This is a genomic window from Enterobacter sp. CP102, assembly GCF_025152625.1.
In the GTDB taxonomy this organism is placed as follows: domain Bacteria; phylum Pseudomonadota; class Gammaproteobacteria; order Enterobacterales; family Enterobacteriaceae; genus Enterobacter; species Enterobacter soli.
The window spans coordinates 2,662,157-2,682,531 of sequence record NZ_CP104014.1; the positions used below are offsets into that span (position 1 = coordinate 2,662,157).

The following is a 20,375-nucleotide window of genomic DNA, read 5'->3' on the forward strand; positions in this document are numbered from 1 at the left end:
AAATGCAGTCCTAGCCGAAATTTCAGGATTATCCTGAACATTTTCGTCGGGCGGCGCGCATTTGTCGGACGGGTAAGGCGAAGCCGCCGCCCGACACCGTTACACTGTCACCTTACACAACCCTTTCAGCTCCGGTACGCAAGAGCCGCAGTTGGTGCCACAGCGCAGCTTCGCTCCCAACGCTGCCGCTGAATCGCACCCCTCAGCAATTGCCTCGCGTATCGTATTTTCACCCACGCTAAAACAGCTACAGATAATCCGCCCCGGCTCCACCCGTTCGCCCGGACGCTGCCCGTTCAGGATCGCATGTCGCTCGGCCAGCGCCACGGGCGCGGTGCGAAACGTCTCTTCAATAAACGCATGTGCCAGTTCCGGCAACGTCTTTCCTTCCCAAAAACCGAGCATCAGCTCCCCCTGCTGCCAGGCCAGCACGCTGCTGCGCTCACCCGTCTGCGCAATTTGCAGCTGCCAGCCTTGTCCGGTGCAGTGCGCCATGACCCACTCCAGTAGTGATTTATCCCCAGCCAGGGTGATGCGCTGCACATCCTGCGCCGCTTTGCGCCAACAGCAGGCCGATGGCGGCAGTTCCGGCAGTTCGCGGGCGTACAGCTCCCCCTGCCAGGCGGGCTGCCAGGGCATGACTCTGACCGCCGTCTGCTTACTTTCGGGCTGGCCTGAATGCGGATCGCAGCGCCCTTCCACCAGAGCATTGACCTTCCCCTGACGGGCAAAACAGCCGTTCCAGTGCATCGGGGTAAACAGTTCACCGGCCCGCTGACCATTGTTGATCTTCACTCTGGCGACCATCACCCCGCGCGGTGAACTGACGCGTGCCAGCTGGCCATCGCACAGGTCAAAACGCGCAGCATCCTCTGCACCTATTTCAAGGCGAGGTTCATCCATATGCTGCATCAGCCTGGGTACGTAGCCGGTGCGGGTCATGGTGTGCCACTGATCGCGGATACGCCCGCTGTTCAGCAGCAGCGGATAAAGCGCATCCACCGTGGCACCGTGCTTTTCTGGCTCCACGGGGATTATCTTCCGGCGCGGAAAATCCCCCGCCGCCCACTGGTACGGGGCCAGCGCGTCCCACTCTTCGCGGCTCAGCGAAGCCAGCTCCTTCAGGTTAAAGGCCCGCGCGCCGTCATTCTCAAACGCCGAGAGCGCCGCATGTTCACAAAAAATCTCCTGCGGATGCTGCCAGGAAAACGCCTCGGCGTAGCCAAGCTGTTTTGCCACCTGGGCGATGATCCACCAGTCCGGTCTGGCTTCTCCGGGCGCAGGAAGAAAAGCACGCTGGCGCGAGATACGCCGTTCCGAGTTGGTGACGGTGCCGTTCTTTTCTCCCCAGCCGAGCGCCGGAAACCGGATATGGGCGAAGTGACTGGTATCGGTGTCACGCATGACCTCAGAGACAATCACCAGCGGGCAGGATGCCAGTGCCTGGCACACCGCGTGGCTGTCCGGCAGCGATACGGCAGGGTTCGTCCCCATGATCCACACCGCTTTGACCTCTCCACGCGCGATGGCATCAAACAACTCTATGGCCATCAGCCCCGGCGTTTGCGCCAGTCGTTCGGTTCCCCAGAATCTCGCCACGCGCGATAAGTCATCCGGTTCAAAATTCATATGTGCTGCCAGCTGATTCGCCAGCCCGCCCACCTCTCGCCCCCCCATCGCATTGGGTTGTCCGGTCAGGGAAAACGGGCCACAGCCCGGCCGGGCGAACTTCCCGCTGGCCAGATGGACATTGATGATCGCGTTGCATTTATCGCTGCCGCTGGAGGACTGATTAATGCCCATGGTGTAGAGCGTGATCGCCCGGGGCGCGGTAATAAACCAGTCATAAAACGTACCGACATCTTCTGCCAACAAACCACAAAATTCTGCCACCCGCGCGAGCGGCCAATCCGTTGTCCCCTGAATCATATTCAGCAGGCCGACAAACAGCCCGGCATCGCTGCCGGGGAGTAACGGCAGATGCAAATCGGCAATATCGCAGGTGGCTGTCTTGCGCGGATCGATAACCACCACTTTCATCGCCGGGTTCTGCTGGCGCGCCTGCACCAGACGCTGATAGAGCACCGGGTGCGTCCACGCAGCGTTCGAGCCCACCAGCACCACCAGATCGCTGTTTTCTACGTCCTCGTAACTGCACGGCACGATATCTTCGCCAAACGCGCGTTTGTACCCCACCACCGCCGACGACATACACAGCCGGGAGTTAGTGTCGATATTCGCCGCACCGATAAATCCCTTCATCAGTTTATTGGCGGCGTAGTAATCCTCGGTCAACAGCTGGCCGGAGGCGTAAAACGCTACTGCCTGCGGCCCCCAGGTTTCAATGACCTCACGCAGGCGCTCACCGGCTACGTCCAGCGCCTGCGGCCATGTCGTCTCTTTGCCCTCCACCACAGGGCGTAACAACCGCCCTGCTAACCCTGTGGTTTCACCCAGCGCCGAGCCTTTAACACAAAGCCGCCCCAGATTCGCAGGATGGGTTTCATCCCCCCGCACGCTCACTGTCTCACCCTCAACGCGGGCAACGACACCGCAGCCTACGCCGCAGTAAGGACAAGTGGTACGGGTTTCATTCATGAGGCCTCCGCGCGCATCACTAGCTCTTCGTTTCCGACCCACACCTTGCCGTTTTCAATTTTCACCGGCCATGCGCGCACGGCAGGTTCACCGTTTTCAGCCTGACGCCCATCGCGCAGACGGATGCGTTGCTTATAGAGCGGCGAAATGACAACAGGCTCGCCCCCCGCATCGCCCAGAATGCCGCGCGAAAGCACGCGGGCGGTGCTGCCGGGCTCGAGATCGTCAAGGGCATAAACGGTTTTTCCGAAGCGGAACAGCGCAATGTGTTTGCGGCCAAGTGTCGCGCCAATGCCCGCCTGCTCAGGAATATCCTCAATGCCGCAGATTTCCTGCCAGCGTTTGTTCTCGTCCGCTGGCGTACCGTTCACCGCCGTGCGGAACAGCGCCAGACGATCGGGATCGTTAAGCGTGGTTTGCCATTCGCACTGATAAGTATCCACGACCCGCGCCATCTCCTGCTCCAGCTCGTGGGCAATGCCCAGGCTGTCGTCCAGGATCACCTCGCGAAGGTAATCCAGACCGCCTTCCAGGTTATCCATCCAGGTGCTGGTGCGTTGCAGACGATCCGCGGTGCGGATATAGAACATCAGAAAACGGTCGACCGTGCGGATAAGCGTCTCGTCATCCAGATCGCTGGCGAACAGGTCAGCGTGGCGAGGCTTCATGCCGCCGTTGCCGCACAGGTACAGGTTCCAGCCTTTGTCGGTTGCGATAACGCCGACATCTTTGCTCTGGGCTTCCGCACATTCGCGGGTACAGCCCGAGACGGCCATTTTGATTTTATGCGGCGCGCGCAGCCCCTTGTAGCGATGCTCCAGCCTGACGGCAAGTCCGGTGGAGTCCTGCACGCCGTAGCGACACCAGGTTGAGCCGACGCAGGATTTCACCGTCCGCAGGGATTTGCCGTACGCGTGCCCGGTTTCAAAGCCCGCTTCCACCAGCGCCAGCCAGATCTCCGGCAATTGTTCGAGGGTGGCACCAAACAGGTCAATTCGCTGCCCGCCGGTAATTTTGCTGTACAGCTGATAGCGTTTGGCAATCTGGCCAATGGCAATCAGCCCGTCGGCGGTAACTTCACCGGCCGGCATTCGCGGCACGATGGAGTAAGTCCCGTCCTTCTGGATATTGGCGAAGTAACGGTCGTTGGTGTCCTGAAGCGGCAAATGCGCAGGCTTAAGCAGATACTCGTTCCAGCAGGACGCCAGCACAGAGCCCACCAGCGGCTTACAGATTTCACACCCGTGTCCTTGTCCGTAACGGCTAATCAGCTGATCGAACGTGTGGATGTGGTTAACACGCACCAGGTGATAAATCTCCTGACGCGAGTACGGGAAGTGTTCGCAAATGTCCTTTTTCACCTCAACGCCCTGCCCGGCAAGCTGGAATTCCATTACCTGTTTGACCAGCGCGCTACAGCCGCCGCAGCCGGTGGCCGCTTTGGTGCACTGCTTGATGGCGCCGATATCCGTTGCCCCGGCGCTGACCGCCTGGCAGATGTCGCCTTTGCTGACGTTATGGCATGAGCAAATCTGCGCACTCTCAGGCAGCGCCGCCACGCCGAGCGCTTTGGGCGCACTGCCGGCAACGGCCGGTAAAATCAGCGTTTCCGGCTCTTTTGGCAGACTGATGCCGTTCAGCATCATCTGTACCAGGGTCGCGTATTCGCTGGCATCGCCCACCAGCACGCCGCCGAGTAACGTTTTACTGTCGTGGCTGACGACGATTTTTTTGTAGATCTGCTGCGGGCCGTGGGTCCACTGGTAGCTTAATGCCCCCGGCGTGCGACCGTGCGCATCGCCAAACGAAGCAACATCCACCCCGAGCAGCTTCAGTTTGGTGCTCATATCAGCGCCAGCAAAGGTCTTCTCTTCACCCGCCAGACAGGCTGACGCCACGCGCGCCATCTGGTATCCCGGAGCCACCAGGCCAAAAATTTTACCCTCCCACAGGGCGCATTCCCCGATGGCAAACACGTTTTCATCCGAGGTCTGGCACCGGGCATCAATGCAGATCCCTCCGCGTTCGCCTACTGCCAGGCCACTGCTGCGCGCCAGCGCATCCTGCGGGCGGATCCCCGCAGAGAACACCACCATATCGGTATCAAGCTGTTCGCCATCGGCAAAACGCAGTACCAGCCCTGCGTCGGTCGCAGCGATTTCCGTTGTCGCTTTGCTGGTATGCACACCCACGCCCAGCGCTTCAATCTTTTTACGCAGCATCGCCGCACCGTCGTTGTCGAGCTGGACCGCCATCAGATTCTGGGCAAACTCCACCACGTGCGTTTCAAGCCCGAGCTGTTTCAGGGCATTTGCCGCTTCCAGCCCCAGCAGGCCGCCGCCGATCACCACCCCACGGCGGGAACCCGTGGCATGAGCTGCGATATTGTCCAGATCGTCGAGCGTGCGGTAGACAAAGCACCCTTGCAGGTCATTGCCCGGTACGGGTGGCACGAAGGGATAAGAGCCGGTGGCCAGCACCAGTTTGTCCCAGTGGGTTTCATGCCCGCTGGCGGTGCGTACCACCCGGGACTCCCGGTCGATAGCGGTGATCTGCTGGGATAAACGCAGTTCGATTCCGTTGTCAGCAAAGAAATCGCCCTCGACCAGTGAGAGGGAATCTGCGCTGCGCCCGCCAAAATACTCGGAAAGATGTACGCGGTCATAGGCGGCATAACGCTCTTCACCAAAGACGATAATCTGGTACTGCTGATGCAGATTGCGGTTTACGCAATCCTCAAGAAAATGATGGCCGACCATACCGTGCCCAACCACCACCAGAGTAGGTTTTGTCATAGTTTTCTGTCCTGCAACCTGCGGTTGCGTAGTGAAACGATCGAACAGCCAGTCCACGTGCGCGGGAACAGGCGTTGCCAGTAAATCGGTAAATGTTGCCGCGCTGCGGCAATCTCCCATCAGCAGCACGCCAGCAAGGGCACCGCGATGAATTAATAAACGGCGATAATGGCGGGTCAGCGGATCCCACGAACTCCAGACCACATCCTCCGGCAGCGCCCGGGCGCGCCCGGCGCTGAACAACTCCACCCCCGTCACCTTGAGGCGCATCCCGCTGTCGTGATGACTCAACGCTGGTGGCCTCTCCCCGGCCAGGCGTGCGGCGAGAATATCCGCGTGTGCCAGACAGGGGGCGACCAGGCCAAACGTCTGGCCGTCAATCTCGCAGCACTCGCCAATCGCGCTGACGTGTGGGACGGAAGTCTGCATCTGGTGGTTAACCAGGATGCCTCTGGCGCAGGCAATACCGCTCTCGTTCGCAAGGCGGCTGTTGGGGATAACGCCGGTGGCCATCACCACGCGTGCCGCCGGTAGCTGACGACCATTCGCCAGCGTGACCGAATCCTCCGCAATCGCCGTAATACCGGACGACAGTTCACAGCGAACACCTCGCTCTGCCAGCGCTTCTTCCAGAAGTACTCCGGCCTGCTGATCCAGCTGCTGTTCCATCAGCCATTCCCCACGATGCACCAACGTGACGTTGTCACCTGAGAGTGCAAGCGCTGCGGCCGCCTCTACGCCCAGTACTCCACCGCCCAACACCACCGCCGGGCCTGCGATCCCCTGAATGGCGCGGGTATCCTTTAGCGTGCGAAAGGTAAAAACATGCGGCGCCTGGTGGCCGGGGATCGGCGGCACAAAGGGGCTGGATCCGGTAGCGAAAACCAGCTCATCCCACGGCAGCGTCCGGCTCTGGGTGTGAATTTCACGGCCTGCCACATCCACCGCCGTGACTTTTTCACCCCGCAGTACCGTCACCCCCTGTGCGCGATAGCTTTCGTCATCCTGAAGACGGATTTTCGCTGCCTCTTTCTCGCCACCCAGCACCGGAGAGAGCTGAATGCGGTTATAGGCATGTTCTGGCTCATCACCGATGACGGTGATAACAAAACGGCCCGGTGCGCGCTCAGTGAGCGCGGTGATCAGTCGTGTTGCTGCCATGCCGTTGCCGATAATAACCAGACGCATCGTGGCCTCCTCGCTACGCCGCTTTCGGCTGTTTTTCGTAGAGGAAATGCAGGATCTGCTGGCGCATATGGTGATAGCGGCTGTCGTCAGCAAGCTGTACCCGGTTACGCGGGCGCGGCAGATCAACATTAAGGATCTCCCCGACGGTGGCCGCCGGGCCGTTGGTCATCATCAGGACCCGGTCGGAAAGCAGCACCGCTTCATCCACATCGTGGGTAATCAGCACGATGGTGGTGTTCAGCTCCTGCTGAATTTGCATTACCGAGTCCTGCAAATGGGCACGGGTTAGCGCATCCAGTGCGCCGAAAGGTTCATCCATCAGCAGCACTTTCGGCTTCATTGCCAGCGCGCGGGCAATGCCCACTCGCTGCTTCATGCCACCGGAGATCTCCCCCGGGCGCTTATGCAGCGCGTGGCCCATCTGCACGCGATTGAGGTTGTGCTCAATCCACTCCTTGCGCTCGGCCTTGCCCATAGAGCGGCGAAACACCTGCTCGACCGCCAGCGCCACATTGTCGAAACAGGTCAGCCACGGCAGTAAAGAGTGGTTCTGGAAGACCACCGCACGCTCCGGCCCGGGACCTGCGATTTCGCGGTTATCACAAATCAGCCCACCTTCGGTCGGCAAGGTGATCCCGGCGATAAGGTTCAGCAGCGTCGATTTACCGCAGCCGGAGTGGCCAATCAGGCTCACGGTTTCGCCTTCGTGAATATCGAAAGAGACATTTTGCAGCGCCAGAAACTCACCGCTGGCGGTGGAAAAACGCTGGCTCACGGCCTGTACCTGAATTAATGGTTTCATAGTCACTCCTTATTTTTCCTGCCAGCTAAAGCGACGGGCGATCAGCATCAGCCCCTGCTCCAGCAGCAACCCGACCACGCCAATGATCACAATGGCGATGAGAATGTTTTCGACGTTGAGGTTGTTCCACTCATTCCAGATCCAGAAACCGATCCCCAGCCCCCCGGTGAGCATTTCGGCAGCGACAATCACCAGCCAGGCGATCCCGATAGAGAGGCGCACCCCGGTCAGCACGGCAGGTAACACCGCCGGGAACAGAATTTTGCGCATGATGGTCCACTCGGAAAGCTGCAATACGCGGGCGACGTTGAGGTAGTCCTGCGGAATACGGCGCACGCCCTCGGCGGTGTTAATGACCATCGGCCAGATAGAGCAGATAAAAATGGTCCAGCTTGAGGCAGGCTCCGCTTTCTGGAACAACAGCAATCCAATAGGCAACCACGCCAGTGGGCTAACCGGGCGCAGGAGCGCAATCAGCGGCGTAAACATGCGCGAGAAAAAGGTGAAACGGCCAATCAGGAAGCCCAGCGGGATCCCCGCCAGCGCCGCCAGGCCAAAGCCCACCGCCACGCGCTGTAACGATGCCAGCACGTTCCAGCCAATCCCCATGTCGTTTGGCCCGTCGCGGTAAAACGGATCGGCGAACAGCGTTAACGCGGAATCCAGGGTGCTGAGCGGCGTCGGGAACCCTTTGCTGTTAATGGCCGCCAGTTGCCAGAGCACCACCAGCAACCCCAGCCCCAGAAATGCCGGAACAATGCGTTGTAAAAGTGCATTGACCTTACGCGCCAGTGCCGGTGCACGACGGCGAACCTGAACCGGCGGCAGGGCTATCACTTCCCCGCTCAGTGGCTTCTCTTCAACATGTCTGGTGTTTTGCAGATGCTTCATAATCAGGCCCCTTTACGATGAATGGCGAAGCGGTTTGCGTAACCTTCCGGGTCGGTGCCGTTCCAGACGGTACCGTCCATCAGGGTGCTGCTACGAACAGGTGATGGTGGTGCAGAGATCCCGCCCACTGCGGTGGCGGCGTCCTGCCAGACCGAGGTCTGATTAATGCGTGCGGCAATGGCCGCGTAGTCCGGTGCGGTTTTGAGTAATCCCCAACGGCGGAACTGGGTTAAGAACCACATTCCGTCGGACAGGTACGGATAGCTGACCTCCCCGTCGTTGAAGAAGCGGATGGGGTTGGCATCCTGCCAGCGCTTGCCAATTCCGTTGTCGTATTCGCCGAGCATTCTCCCGGTGAGGTACTGCTCTTTGGTGTTAAGCCACGCCCGACGCGAGAGGATCTGCGCGGTTTCGCGTTTGTTTTCCGGTGAGGCGTCTATCCAGCGAGACGCTTCCAGCACGGCACTCACCAGCGCGCGGGCGGTATTGGGGTTTTTCTCTACCCACTCCCGACGCGTGCCGAGGATCTTTTCAGGATGTTCCGGCCAGATGGACTGCGAGGTTGCAGCGGTAAAACCGATGCGGTCGTTAATGGCGCGCGCATTCCACGGCTCCCCGACACAAAAGCCGACCATGTTGCCAATGCGCATGTTCATCACCATTTGCGGTGGCGGCACCACCACGGTGCGCACGTCGTCGAACGGATTAATGCCCGCACTGGCCAGCCAGTAGTACAGCCACATGGCGTGCGTCCCGGTCGGGAAGGTGTGCGCAAAGGTGTAAGTCCCAGGCACCTGCTGCCCGACCAGCTTTTTCAGCCCGTCAAGATCGCGCACGCCCTTCTCCGCCAGATCGGCTGACAGCGTGATCGCCTGGCCGTTCTGGTTGAGGGTCATCAGGTTTGCCATCTGCTGCGGCTTACCGGCGATGCCCAGCTCCAGCCCGTACAGCAGGCCGTAAAGGATATGTGCGGCGTCCAGTTCACCGGCTACCAGCTTGTCGCGTACCGCAGCCCAGCTCGCCTCTTTGGTAGGCACAATGGTGATACCGTATTTTTTATCAAACCCTTTCAGCGCCGCGATCACCACCGGGGCGCAGTCGGTCAGAGGGATAAACCCAATGCGCACCGTGTCCTGCTCTGGTTTATCCGAACCTGCTGCCCATGCGGCCTGCATAACGCCCGGTAACAACATTGCGCCACTCGCCAACATGCTGGCCTGCAAAAACCGCCGTCTCGACAAATCCGCCATGACCCACTCCTGAAAAAAAGACAAAAAAAAGCGCCCTACAGTGCCGAAGCACCGCTGGACGCCTTTATCCCGCAGACGATTGCACCGCCGTTGGCGCATCGTCAAAAATGGTTAATCTGTTAATGCAAACTCAATGCCAGCTTTTAAGCCCTTGTTTTGCTGCTCATGGCGGGGTTCCCGCCCCCTTTACGCACCTCAATCAGGCAGAAAATGCCCACTGATTGTGCAACTACTCCTTTGGAGTTATCTGCCATAAGGTCTTCACGGTGAGCAACGCACGGGCGATATCCACCATGCGCTGGTTCTTGTCCATCGCCATTTTACGCAGGGCATACCATGCCTGTTCTTCGTTCATATTCTGGTGGGTCATCAATACGCTTTTGGCTTTATCAATGGTTTTGCGCTCTTCCAGCGTGTCGCGAAGCGATGCCAGCTGGCGGGACAACAGCTCTATTTCCCGAGCCTGCTGGCGTACCAAGGGCAGTAAGGGTTTGTCCGGGTAACGTACAAGGGGGTCGTCGTGCTCGTCCCCGGCGGGGGTGACATCATCGTCACTGTGAATACGCGCATCCACGGCGACCATCAGATCGGCGATGACCATCTCCTCCAGCGTGCGCAGATGCTCAAGGCGCGCCGTTTGCAGGGCAAACCAGTTGAGGGCCGTCTGACCATTATCCGCCGCAGGCTGGCGGGTGCAGGCCACGCGACGCAGCTGTTCTGTTTCCAGACACGGCTGGCAGTTGAGAGTAAATGTCTGGCGGATATCATCGCCGCTGCGTGACAAAAAGACCTCAAAACAGGCCTGCTGGCCATCAATACGGTCAACCAGCTTTTGGCGGGTATCATCGCTAAAAAAGCCCTGCGTGAAGCCAATCGCCCCTAACGCCCGCTCCTGCCCCACCAGCTCTTTACCCTGCATCAGGCTATAGAGCGCGACAAATCGCCCGGCGATTTGCGGATCATCAATACTGTCATTGAGTTGCGGTACGATACTGAGCAGCTGGCGCAGCATCCGGCTGTAGTGCTCCATTGCCATCGGTGCCGCAATGTGTTGCCCGCTGACGCCATCGCGCAGGGCGATAAGTCCTTCCAGGCTTAGCAGCGCGCTGGCGATGCGTTCGCACACGGCGCTGCCCGGCATCGGGGATTGCTGGTTAAGCATCCGGTGAAGTGCGGTGAGGTTTTCGTCCACCAGCGCCCGGCTGGCCTTGCATTCCGGGGCGTAAAGTTGCCCCTGCGAACACAGCCAGACGTTTGACGCACCGCGCTCGCACTGTAGCATATGCACCAGCCGACTGATGCCGTTCACCAGCTCACCCAGCTGTGCGAGCTTGCTGAGCTGTAACTGGCGCATCTGTTTTGCGCGCAGGAACCATTCGGTTGCGCCGGGCGAACTGCCAGCCATTAACGTCATACTTATTCTCCCGGATAGGTTCTATATCCAGAAACAAGCAAAATTCGTGCCTTTTCAAAGAACAGGAGTCAACATGCAGAAGATTGTGATCGTCGCGAACGGTGCGGCATACGGAAGTGAATCTCTTTTCAACAGCCTGCGCCTGGCCATTGCCCTGCGCGATCAGGACAGCGAACTCCAGTTACGTCTCTTTTTAATGTCAGATGCGGTGACTGCCGGGCTGAAGGGACAAAAACCAGCCGAAGGCTACAACATTCAGCAGATGCTGGAGATCCTGACGGCGCAAAACATCCCGGTGAAGCTGTGCAAAACCTGCACCGACGGGCGGGGTATTACTGCCCTGCCTCTGATCGACGGAGTGGAGATTGGAACGCTGATTGAACTGGCGCAATGGACTCTGACCGCGGATAAAGTATTAACGTTTTAATAATAAACTCGTAAAAATATTATTTTCTTATGGACGCGGTTTCAGCATCAAGTTTACCTGCGAGGTTGCCGATAGGCATGGAAACAACACAGCAGGTATTTCACTTATGTTCAGGTCCATTCGTGCACGCATCATTGCCGCGACGACAGGTTGTCTGATCGTCGCTCTCATTCTTAACACCGTTATCAACTTCCAGGTTACCCGCCAGGATAACCAGCAGTCACAGCGCGATATTCTGACCAGCACCAGCGCCAGCCATAACATGGCCATTGCTGACTGGGTAAACAGCAAAATGACCGTTATCTCCTCCGCACAAACCGTTGCCCTGAGCGATGACCCGGTGCCGGTCTTCAAACAGCTGGCGCAGGCGGGCGGGTTTACCAACGTCTATGTGGGTTATACCAGCAAGACGGCGAAATTCTCTGATCCTGCGGGTGTGCCTGCGGATTACGATCCTACCGTGCGTCCGTGGTATCAGCAGGTCGTCAGCACCGATGCACCGGTGGTGACCGCGCCTTATGTTGACGCAGGCACCGGGAAACTGGTGGTGACCTTTGCCGTGCCGGTGAAAGACAACGGAACGCTGAAGGCCGTTGTTGCAGGCGATGTAGCGATGGATAGCGTGGTGTCTAACGTGCGCGGCATTCATCCGACACCATCAAGCAGCGGGCTGCTGGTGGACAGCGATGGCACCGTGATTGCCGCCAGTGATCCTGCCCTGACCCTGAAACCCTTCGCTGAAACCATCAAAGGCGTGGATTTTGCGGCGCTGAAAAACGGCAACCCGCTCGACGGCACCTTTAATGGCACAGAAAAGACCTTTGTGGCGACGCCGGTTGCCGGCACGCACTGGATGCTCATTGTCGCGCTCGACAACAACGACGCCACCTCCGGGATGCGAGCCTTACTGAAGGCTTCTGCACTGTCGCTGGTGATCCTTGCCCTGCTGAGCGGTGCCATTGTCCACTTCCTGATTGCCCGTCTGCTGAAGCGCCTCTCTGATATTCGCGATGCCATGCACAACATTGCTAACGGCACCAACGACCTGTCACAGCGTCTGCCGGACAGTGGCGACGATGAAGTGGCGCAAATTGCGCAGGCGTTTAACGCCTTCAGCGATAAGTTATCGGTGGTGATGGCGCAGCTGCGTGATGCCAGCGCCTCGGTGAAAAATGCGGCCCAGGAGATCGCCGCAGGCAACCACGACCTTTCCGGGCGTACCGAACAGGCGGCATCCAGCCTGCGCGAAACCGCCAGCGCCGTCGAGGAGATCACCGCATCCGTTACCCAGTCGAACGAATCGGCTGCGGAAGCTAACGATCAGGCCAGCAAAGCCTCTGCTGCCGCCTCGCGCGGCGGTGATGTAGTGTCTCAGGCCATCAGCACCATGCAGTCAATTGAAGTGGCATCCGCAAAAATTGGTGATATCACCAGCGTGATTGACGGCATTGCCTTCCAGACGAATATTCTGGCGCTGAACGCCTCGGTAGAAGCGGCCCGTGCGGGGGAACAGGGCCGCGGGTTCGCCGTGGTGGCCGGTGAGGTGCGTAACCTTGCCAGCCGCAGCGCCCAGGCCGCGAAAGAGATCAAATCCCTGATTGATTCCACCACCGACAGCGTGGCAACGGGCTCACGCTACGTGCACCTGGCGGGTGAAAGCATGGATGAGATCCGCTCCAGCATCGGTAACGTGTCGGGGATTATGCGTGAAATCTCTATCGCAACCAGCGAGCAGATGAAAGGTATTCATGAGATTAACCACGCGGTAACACATCTCGATCGTATGGTGCAACAAAACGCCGAACTGGTGGTGCAATCGGCCGCTGCGGCCAGCGCATTGCAAAGCCAGGCGGGCGACCTTGCTGAAACGGCCGGTCATTTCCGCATTTAATGTTCCTTCCGCGCGCATTTACCTGGCTAAATGCGTGCGGGCTAAAAGTTTTCAGGTGTTTTGTCATTTTTGTTTAAACGTTATGCCATTTTTTGATCAAAATCAGCATCCCGTACCCTCCCCTTTGGTGTTATGCAATGAGTGAATTGTGAACAACATCACGCTCAGGATTGGCTGCAAGGAGAGCGTTGTTTAAGACTACGGGGTTTAAAAATGGCACTGGTAAAAACAAGTTTGAAGCTATTTGGCGGGGATACTGTTGTGGTGCGTTGCTCTGAGCGCTGCCGCATTCATTTGATGAGTTCTAAAGCGCAAAAGCAATCGCAAGCCGATATTCTGACCGTGCAGGACGATAAAGCGTGGCTGACCGTGCCCTACACCGGCACCTGGGATGTGCTGATTGACAGCCACAGTCAGTCTCTTGAGCATTCTGTAAGCTACGTTGCCGCGTAATAAATGAACGCCCGGTTTGCCCTCTGGCAGCCGGGCGTTTTATCAGGCAAAACCTGGACGCAACGGGTTATTCAGCAGGTTCCCTTCCAGCAGCGCTTTCACCTTCATCACCAGTTCATTCAGACAATCGTCTTTCATGCCGAGGCGAGTCAGTTCTTGATCCAGTGAAAATAGATACTGGGCGTTGGTGCCAAGCGGCCCGCTGGCGGCGGCAATCAACGGAGCAATAACCTGCGTACGGGTATCGGCTTCGTACAGGGGATGGCGCGGGTCCATAATAAACACCAGCGCATTGACGGTACGACCGTCGTCGAGTTCAAGCTTGCACCAGCTCGGCATATAGCAGCCGGTGATCATTTCACGCTTCCAGAGCAGCGTCAGCTCATCTTCCAGGGTCGCATCCGGCAGCCGGTATGCCACACCCGTGGTGCGCCCGCCCTCTTTCAGTGCAAGCATTCTTCCAGGCTGACATGCACTGCCCCGCCCGGCGGTCAAACGCAAACAAAATGCGCGATGCCAGCCAGGGAGCGTCCCTGTTGCTGATTCTACAAATTCAAGCGCCGGATTCCACATCAGGGAGCCGTAGCCAAAAATCCATACCGGGCCATCATCCGGGCGGCACGCAAGCGTGGCAGCAAGCGATGCCGCACGTTGTTCAGCCGACCAGAGAAGCGATTCCTCAATAGCACCAAATGCCGTCTTACAATCTGCCTTCATTAAGAAATCACGCGTTAACACTTTACACCTCCGCCACTGCATGCTTCCTTGCGACATCTGTAATTCACCTTCCCGGTTATCTTTGCTGGTCATTTTGCCAGCAGTGAATTAACGATAAGCAATTCATGGGCCAGTTGCAATACAACGAAAGTTCAACCGCCTGAAAAGTCAAAATGAAGGCAGCGTATTATTTGGTCGCTATTTCTTTTTGTGCCATTTATCATCGTCTCCTTTCTCATATTCATGTTTTACGGCGGCCCAGGCGACTTTGTGCGCCGTCTCTTCGCGGCTGGCATCATCCCGGCGATCCTCTTTATCTTTGTACTGTTCCCAGGCGCTGTTGAAGGCCTCTTTGTAGATATCCTGCGCGTGGGCGGGGAGTACGTGTTGTACGCTATCAGGTAATTCGTGTTTCGCTTTATATGGCATCACTAACCTCTTTTTTTGCTAAAGAGTTAAGTGTGGCCGATCCCTTTCAATCACGCCATTGCGATAATAATTTTGTTATTTCACATTAATTAATTATCTGTTATTTAATGAATATTTATAAAAGATACTTATTTTCAATCAACACAATCTAAAGAAATGGAAAACAGTAAAATTAAGTAAAAATTAAAGGGTATTTAACAGAGATCTGTTAGTTTAATGACCTCAAAATTCTATCTATAATTACAAGCACCTGCATTGATGGAGAAGCACATGACAGCAGCACACGAGGCGGTAAAGACCCGCCACAAGGAGACGTCGCTCATTTTCCCGGTTCTGGCACTGGCTGTGCTGCTCTTCTGGGGAAGCAGTCAGTCACTGCCAGTGGTCGTTGGTATCAATATTCTTGCGCTGATTGGTATTTTAACCAGCGCATTCAGCGTTGTTCGCCACGCTGATGTTTTAGCCCACCGTCTGGGCGAGCCGTACGGTTCCTTAATATTAAGCCTTTCCGTCGTTATTCTTGAGGTCAGCCTTATTTCTGCCCTGATGGCAACCGGTGACGCCGCGCCAACGCTGATGCGCGACACGCTCTATTCCATCATTATGATTGTAACGGGTGGCCTGGTCGGTTTTTCTCTGTTACTGGGCGGGCGTAAATTCGCTACCCAATATATGAACCTGTTCGGGATTAAACAGTACCTGATTGCCCTCTTCCCGCTGGCGATTATCGTGCTGGTGTTCCCGATGGCGCTGCCGGGCGCGAACTTCACCACCGGCCAGGCGTTACTGGTTGCGCTGATTTCTGCGGCCATGTACGGCGTGTTCCTGCTGATTCAGACCAAAACGCACCAGAGCCTGTTTGTCTATGAGCACGAAGACGACAGCGACGACGACGACCCGCATCACGGTAAACCGTCTGCGCACAGCAGCGCGTGGCATACCGTCTGGCTGATCGTACATCTTATTGCGGTTATCGCGGTGACCAAGATGAACGCGAACCCGCTGGAGACGCTGCTGACCGAACTGAACGCGCCGGTGGCATTTACCGGCTTCCTGGTCGCGCTGCTGATCCTTTCGCCGGAGGGCCTTGGTGCACTGAAAGCGGTGCTGAACAATCAGGTACAGCGCGCAATGAACCTGTTCTTTGGTTCGGTGCTGGCGACGATTTCACTTACCGTACCGGTGGTGACGCTGATTGCCTTTATGACGGGTAACGAACTGCACTTTGCGCTGGGCGCGCCAGAGATGATTGTGATGGTGGCGTCGCTGGTGTTGTGCCATATCTCGTTCTCAACTGGGCGCACTAACGTGCTTAACGGTGCGGCGCATATGGCGTTGTTTATTGCGTATCTGATGACGATATTTGCGTAGCTTTTTGCCCAGCGGCGCTTCGCTTGCAGGGCCTACGGGTTTTGTCGGCCGGGTCAGCGCAGCGCCACCCGGCAATATGCCCCATAAAAAAACCCGCCGAAGCGGGTTTTTTTATTAGTTGCTGGTATCCAGCTCGTCGAAGCTTTTCACCAGATCGTCAATTGCTTTGATCTGTTTCAGGAACGGCTCCAGCTTATCCAGCGGCAGTGCGGATGGGCCGTCGCATTTCGCGTTAGCCGGATCCGGGTGAGCTTCAATGAACAGGCCAGCCAGGCCAGTTGCCATACCGGCACGCGCCAGCTCGGTAACCTGCGCACGACGACCGCCAGACGCAGCACCAAACGGGTCACGGCATTGCAGGGCATGGGTCACGTCGAAGATAACCGGAGACTGGTTGGACACGTTCTTCATTACGCTGAAGCCCAGCATGTCCACTACCAGGTTGTCGTAACCGAAGTTTGCACCACGGTCACACAGGATAATTTGGTCGTTACCACCTTCGATAAACTTATCAACGATGTTACCCATCTGGCCCGGGCTAACGAACTGTGGTTTCTTCACGTTGATCACCGCACCGGTTTTCGCCATCGCGGCAACCAGGTCGGTCTGGCGCGCCAGGAAGGCCGGAAGCTGGATCACGTCAACCACGTCAGCCACTGGCTGTGCCTGAGCGGCTTCATGCACGTCGGTGATCACTTTCACGCCAAAGGTCTGTTTCAGCTCCTGGAAAATCTTCATCCCCTCTTCCAGGCCCGGGCCACGGTAAGAGTTGATAGAGGAGCGGTTGGCTTTGTCAAAAGAGGCTTTAAACACATACGGGATGCCCAGCTTCTGGGTCACGGTCACGTAGTGCTCGCAGATGCGCATCGCGAGATCACGGGATTCCAGCACGTTCATACCGCCAAACAGCACGAACGGCAGGTCGTTTGCTACCTTGATATCACCAATGCTAACCACTTTTTGTTTCATAGGATCGCCTTATTCAGGTGTGAATCGGAATTAAATTTAATGCAGTGTAATTTGTTTATGCGAGATCGAGTTGATCTGCGCACGAATCATTTCGCTAATCGGATCTTCCGGGCATTGCTCGACGAAATAACTCAAATCATTCAGCGCCACGTGCTCGCAGTCGAGCTGGGCATAAATAAGACCACGGTCGCGAATTTCGTACGGATCTTCCGGGTTAAATTGCAGCAGCACTTCACTGGCACGCAGCGCCAGCTCCATCTGCCGCTCTTCCATCAGCGCGGCTTTCAGCGTATCCAGCAGCTTGCGGATAACTTCTGAGTTATCGGCTTCGTCGAGATCTTCGTTGAAGAGCTCAGCCACCGGGCTAATGTTGCCTTTAAGCCAGACATCCAGCGTGTGTTCGTCCAGCGTGTCGCCGTTGAAGGGGTTAATTAACCACATCTCACCGTCCAGCCACTCCGCACGCAGGATCATCTGCGTCGGGAAAATGACCGGCACCAGCGGAATATCCAGACGGTGGGCAACCCACAGTAAAATAGCCCCCAGCGCAACGGCGCTGCCCTGGCGATTTTTTAAAACCTGATCCAGCCATAACGCATCAGAAAGGCGGTACACGCCACGCGTGTCGCAAAAGCCCCATTCGCCATAGAAAAGCTCAACCAGCTTCTCTAACTGCCAGTCCTGAGGACGCGCCTGATTGATCTCTTCTCGCGCCAGGCTGACCAGGCTTTCCAGCTCATCGTAGACAAAGCGTGACGAAAAATCGTCGCGGATCATCTCCGAAATCAGGACCATCCCATCGCAGAGCGGGACTTTGTTAAATTCGAAATCGGCTAAGGACCTCATGACTTACCCCAGTAACGGTATTCTTGTGGTGGCGAGTTTAATGATGATGTACAGCACCACCAGACCCAGCAGAAAGGCAATAAACCCCACCTGCTGGCTGCGCGGACGACGACGCCCAAGCGCGATAAAACCCAAAACGATGTAGATGATAACGCCAAACAGCTTCTCAGTCAGCCATGTGCCTTTATCAGTAAATGGCAGATAACCGGTCTTCCACATTAATCCTGCGCCGGACAGGAACAGCACCGTGTCGATACAGTGCGGCGCAATACGCACCCAGCGCGCGTCAATCAGTGGATTATTGCTGTAGCGCCACCAGTAACGGACAATGAAAAATCCGATGGTCAGCGCAACCGACGCCAGGTGGACGGTGATAAGAACAGAAAACAGGCTCATGACCACTGTCCCAGCGTCAGGCGGTCATTTCCGCCATAGTCGCGACAGGTTTCCACCGCGGTGTAGCCTGCCGCAGTAAACAGCGCGCGAACGGCTTCGCCTTGTGTCCAGCCGTGTTCGACCAGCAGCCATCCGCCCGGCAGTAAATGCTGGCGCGATGACGACACAATATGATCGAGGTCAGCCAGCCCTTCATTGGCGGCGACCAGCGCCGTCAGCGGTTCAAAGCGCACGTCACCCTGCGCCAGATGCGGATCGTGTTCGTCGATATAGGGCGGATTACTGACGATCATGGCAAACGTGCGGTTTGCCAGCGCGCTAAACCAGCTGCTTTGCAGAACCGTCACGTTGCAGAGCCCGAGACGTTGCTGGTTACGCTGCGCCAGCGCCACGGCATCGGGCATCACATCCACCGCCGTCACGTCGCAGTCCGGGCGTTCGCTGGCAAGCGCCAGCGCAATCGCGCCGGTGCCGGTGCCCAGATCGAGAATGCTACAGCGAGTGGCCGGTAAACGCGCCAGCGCCTGTTCCACCAGGCATTCGGTGTCGGGCCGCGGGATGAGCGTGGCCGCTGAGACGTACAGCGGTAACGACCAGAACTCGCGTTCACCCACCAGATGCGCCACCGGCTCGCCGGTTTTACGGCGGGCAAGCAGCGCGGCGAGCTCTGTTTCCTGTTCAGCAGTGAGCATCGTCTCGCCGAAAGCCAGCAGGTAAGTGCGGGGTTTCCCCGTCACAAACTCAAGCAATATTTCGGCATCACGCTTCGGGCTTTCACTTTCTGAAAGCGCGCTGACGGCATGACGTAACCAGTGCTGAAAATCCATTATTCCTGCTCGGACAATGCCGCCAGCTGGTCGGCCTGGTATTCCTGCACGATAGGCTCAATCAGCATATCGAGTTTCCCTTCCATCGTTTCGTCCAGACGGTACAGCGTCAGGTTGATACGGTGGTCGGTGACGCGGCCCTGCGGGAAGTTATAGGTACGGTTACGATCGCTGCGATCGCCGCTACCCAGCAGGTTACGACGGGTCGAGGCTTCTGCCTGCTGGCGTTTAGCCACCTCAGCGGCACGGATACGCGCGCCGAGCACGGAAAGCGCTTTGGCTTTGTTTTTGTGCTGGGAACGTTCGTCCTGACACTCCACCACAATGCCGGTTGGCAAGTGGGTGATACGAATGGCGGAGTCGGTGGTGTTAACGTGCTGACCACCCGCACCGGATGAACGGAAGGTGTCGATACGCAGATCGGCCGGGTTGATGTCCGGCAGTTCTGCTTCCGGCAGCTCTGGCATCACCGCAACCGTACAGGCGGAGGTGTGGATACGCCCCTGCGATTCGGTAGCCGGAACGCGCTGCACGCGGTGGCCGCCGGATTCAAATTTGAGACGCCCGTACACACCGTCACCGCTAATTTTGGCGATCACTTCTTTAAAACCACCATGCTCGCCTTCGTTGGCGCTCAAGATTTCGACACGCCAGCGGCGCGTTTCCGCGTAACGGCTGTACATGCGGAACAGATCGCCTGCAAACAGCGCAGCTTCATCACCGCCGGTCCCGGCGCGCACTTCCACGAAGGCATTGCGTTCATCATCCGGATCTTTTGGCAGCAGCAGAACCTGGAGCTGTTGCTCCATCTCTTCTGAACGCGCTTTTGCTTCCTGTAACTCTTCCTGCGCCATTTCGCGCATTTCGGGATCGTCGAGCATCATCTGCGCGGTTTCGATATCTTCCTGGACCTGTCGCCAGTCGGTAAAGCATTTAGAAACATCACTTAACTGCGCGTACTCACGCGACAGCGCGCGAAAACGGTCCTGGTCTGCGATGGTCCCGGCATCGCCGAGCAGCGCCTGGACTTCTTCATGGCGCTCGTGCAGAGCTTCCAGTTTGGCGACGATAGAAGGCTTCATAGGCGTAAGTGCACCTTGTAATAGAAAAT

17 protein-coding genes are annotated in these 20,375 nt (G+C 57.3%); 4 read left to right on the top strand and 13 right to left on the bottom strand.

What is annotated here, in order from left to right:
- Nucleotides 1-99: 99 nt before the first annotated feature.
- The 6 genes from N1249_RS12630 to nasR all read right to left on the bottom strand — a co-directional run bounded on the left by N1249_RS12630 (nt 100) and on the right by nasR (nt 10,938).
- Entirely contained in the window at nt 100-2,598 is a 2,499-nt protein-coding gene (locus N1249_RS12630; RefSeq protein ID WP_259829710.1) for a nitrate reductase, read from the bottom strand.
- Nucleotides 2,595-6,581, bottom strand: a complete 3,987-nt coding sequence (nirB, locus tag N1249_RS12635; protein WP_259829712.1) for a nitrite reductase large subunit NirB — start codon at nt 6,579-6,581, stop codon at nt 2,595-2,597. The genes N1249_RS12630 and nirB overlap by 4 nt, the downstream gene beginning before the upstream one ends.
- 13 nt (nt 6,582-6,594) lie before the next feature.
- Nucleotides 6,595-7,383: an ABC transporter ATP-binding protein gene (locus tag N1249_RS12640; protein ID WP_259829716.1), complete on the bottom strand. Its 789-nt coding sequence runs from the start codon at nt 7,381-7,383 to the stop codon at nt 6,595-6,597.
- 9 nt (nt 7,384-7,392) lie between these two features.
- Nucleotides 7,393-8,274 carry a nitrate ABC transporter permease gene (gene ntrB / locus N1249_RS12645; RefSeq protein WP_259829718.1) on the bottom strand — a complete coding sequence of 294 codons (882 nt, stop codon included), beginning with the start codon at nt 8,272-8,274 and terminating at the stop codon, nt 7,393-7,395.
- 2 nt (nt 8,275-8,276) lie between these two features.
- Nucleotides 8,277-9,524 (bottom strand): CmpA/NrtA family ABC transporter substrate-binding protein, encoded by a 1,248-nt coding sequence (locus tag N1249_RS12650; protein ID WP_259829721.1) that lies wholly within the window; start codon nt 9,522-9,524, stop codon nt 8,277-8,279.
- A gap of 229 nt (nt 9,525-9,753) precedes the next feature.
- Complete coding sequence (gene nasR / locus N1249_RS12655; RefSeq protein ID WP_259829734.1) at nt 9,754-10,938, bottom strand: nitrate regulatory protein NasR; 1,185 nt, start codon at nt 10,936-10,938, stop codon at nt 9,754-9,756.
- Nucleotides 10,939-11,011: 73 nt separating this feature from the next.
- Here nasR and N1249_RS12660 point away from each other — a divergent pair, with 73 nt between their 5' ends.
- The 3 genes from N1249_RS12660 to N1249_RS12670 all read left to right on the top strand — a co-directional run bounded on the left by N1249_RS12660 (nt 11,012) and on the right by N1249_RS12670 (nt 13,709).
- Entirely contained in the window at nt 11,012-11,365 is a 354-nt protein-coding gene (locus N1249_RS12660; RefSeq protein ID WP_259829736.1) for a DsrE/DsrF/TusD sulfur relay family protein, read from the top strand.
- A 106-nt stretch (nt 11,366-11,471) separates the two neighbouring features.
- Nucleotides 11,472-13,256 (top strand): methyl-accepting chemotaxis protein, encoded by a 1,785-nt coding sequence (locus N1249_RS12665; protein ID WP_259829738.1) that lies wholly within the window; start codon nt 11,472-11,474, stop codon nt 13,254-13,256.
- A gap of 213 nt (nt 13,257-13,469) precedes the next feature.
- The gene (locus N1249_RS12670; protein ID WP_010432930.1) at nt 13,470-13,709 is read left to right on the top strand and encodes a DUF1883 domain-containing protein; all 240 of its coding nucleotides are present in this window, start codon (nt 13,470-13,472) and stop codon (nt 13,707-13,709) included.
- Between the two features lie 42 nt (nt 13,710-13,751).
- Here N1249_RS12670 and N1249_RS12675 read toward each other — a convergent pair whose 3' ends face one another.
- Both N1249_RS12675 and chaB read right to left on the bottom strand, forming a co-directional pair.
- Complete coding sequence (locus tag N1249_RS12675; RefSeq protein ID WP_014070566.1) at nt 13,752-14,447, bottom strand: gamma-glutamylcyclotransferase; 696 nt, start codon at nt 14,445-14,447, stop codon at nt 13,752-13,754.
- Between the two features lie 177 nt (nt 14,448-14,624).
- Nucleotides 14,625-14,855, bottom strand: coding sequence for a putative cation transport regulator ChaB (gene chaB, locus N1249_RS12680; protein WP_259829741.1), 231 nt, complete (start codon nt 14,853-14,855; stop codon nt 14,625-14,627).
- 270 nt (nt 14,856-15,125) lie between these two features.
- Here chaB and chaA point away from each other — a divergent pair, with 270 nt between their 5' ends.
- Nucleotides 15,126-16,226 (top strand): sodium-potassium/proton antiporter ChaA, encoded by a 1,101-nt coding sequence (gene chaA, locus N1249_RS12685; protein WP_259829742.1) that lies wholly within the window; start codon nt 15,126-15,128, stop codon nt 16,224-16,226.
- 114 nt (nt 16,227-16,340) lie between these two features.
- Here chaA and kdsA read toward each other — a convergent pair whose 3' ends face one another.
- Genes kdsA through prfA form a run of 5 tightly spaced genes read right to left on the bottom strand, consistent with a single transcriptional unit; the run spans nt 16,341 to nt 20,346 of the window.
- Nucleotides 16,341-17,195 carry a 3-deoxy-8-phosphooctulonate synthase gene (kdsA, locus tag N1249_RS12690; RefSeq protein ID WP_166715679.1) on the bottom strand — a complete coding sequence of 285 codons (855 nt, stop codon included), beginning with the start codon at nt 17,193-17,195 and terminating at the stop codon, nt 16,341-16,343.
- Between the two features lie 36 nt (nt 17,196-17,231).
- Nucleotides 17,232-18,041 carry an invasion regulator SirB1 gene (sirB1, locus tag N1249_RS12695; protein ID WP_259829743.1) on the bottom strand — a complete coding sequence of 270 codons (810 nt, stop codon included), beginning with the start codon at nt 18,039-18,041 and terminating at the stop codon, nt 17,232-17,234.
- A 3-nt stretch (nt 18,042-18,044) separates the two neighbouring features.
- The gene (sirB2, locus tag N1249_RS12700) at nt 18,045-18,437 is read right to left on the bottom strand and encodes an invasion regulator SirB2 (RefSeq protein WP_259829754.1); all 393 of its coding nucleotides are present in this window, start codon (nt 18,435-18,437) and stop codon (nt 18,045-18,047) included.
- Nucleotides 18,434-19,264: a peptide chain release factor N(5)-glutamine methyltransferase gene (gene prmC, locus N1249_RS12705; protein ID WP_259829762.1), complete on the bottom strand. Its 831-nt coding sequence runs from the start codon at nt 19,262-19,264 to the stop codon at nt 18,434-18,436. The genes sirB2 and prmC overlap by 4 nt, the downstream gene beginning before the upstream one ends.
- Nucleotides 19,264-20,346 carry a peptide chain release factor 1 gene (prfA, locus tag N1249_RS12710; protein WP_259829764.1) on the bottom strand — a complete coding sequence of 361 codons (1,083 nt, stop codon included), beginning with the start codon at nt 20,344-20,346 and terminating at the stop codon, nt 19,264-19,266. Before prfA ends, prmC begins: the two co-directional genes overlap by 1 nt.
- Nucleotides 20,347-20,375 lie beyond the last annotated feature (29 nt).

Bases quoted from the DNA above. Each gene is read 5' to 3' on its own strand.
- N1249_RS12630 (WP_259829710.1), bottom strand. From the start codon at position 2,598: ATGAATGAAACCCGTACCACTTGTCCTTACTGCGGCGTAGGCTGCGGT.
- nirB (WP_259829712.1), bottom strand. From the start codon at position 6,581: ATGCGTCTGGTTATTATCGGCAACGGCATGGCAGCAACACGACTGATC.
- N1249_RS12640 (WP_259829716.1), bottom strand. From the start codon at position 7,383: ATGAAACCATTAATTCAGGTACAGGCCGTGAGCCAGCGTTTTTCCACC.
- ntrB (WP_259829718.1), bottom strand. From the start codon at position 8,274: ATGAAGCATCTGCAAAACACCAGACATGTTGAAGAGAAGCCACTGAGC.
- N1249_RS12650 (WP_259829721.1), bottom strand. From the start codon at position 9,524: ATGGCGGATTTGTCGAGACGGCGGTTTTTGCAGGCCAGCATGTTGGCG.
- nasR (WP_259829734.1), bottom strand. From the start codon at position 10,938: ATGACGTTAATGGCTGGCAGTTCGCCCGGCGCAACCGAATGGTTCCTG.
- N1249_RS12660 (WP_259829736.1), top strand. From the start codon at position 11,012: ATGCAGAAGATTGTGATCGTCGCGAACGGTGCGGCATACGGAAGTGAA.
- N1249_RS12665 (WP_259829738.1), top strand. From the start codon at position 11,472: ATGTTCAGGTCCATTCGTGCACGCATCATTGCCGCGACGACAGGTTGT.
- N1249_RS12670 (WP_010432930.1), top strand. From the start codon at position 13,470: ATGGCACTGGTAAAAACAAGTTTGAAGCTATTTGGCGGGGATACTGTT.
- chaB (WP_259829741.1), bottom strand. From the start codon at position 14,855: ATGCCATATAAAGCGAAACACGAATTACCTGATAGCGTACAACACGTA.
- chaA (WP_259829742.1), top strand. From the start codon at position 15,126: ATGACAGCAGCACACGAGGCGGTAAAGACCCGCCACAAGGAGACGTCG.
- kdsA (WP_166715679.1), bottom strand. From the start codon at position 17,195: ATGAAACAAAAAGTGGTTAGCATTGGTGATATCAAGGTAGCAAACGAC.
- sirB1 (WP_259829743.1), bottom strand. From the start codon at position 18,041: ATGAGGTCCTTAGCCGATTTCGAATTTAACAAAGTCCCGCTCTGCGAT.
- sirB2 (WP_259829754.1), bottom strand. From the start codon at position 18,437: ATGAGCCTGTTTTCTGTTCTTATCACCGTCCACCTGGCGTCGGTTGCG.
- prmC (WP_259829762.1), bottom strand. From the start codon at position 19,264: ATGGATTTTCAGCACTGGTTACGTCATGCCGTCAGCGCGCTTTCAGAA.
- prfA (WP_259829764.1), bottom strand. From the start codon at position 20,346: ATGAAGCCTTCTATCGTCGCCAAACTGGAAGCTCTGCACGAGCGCCAT.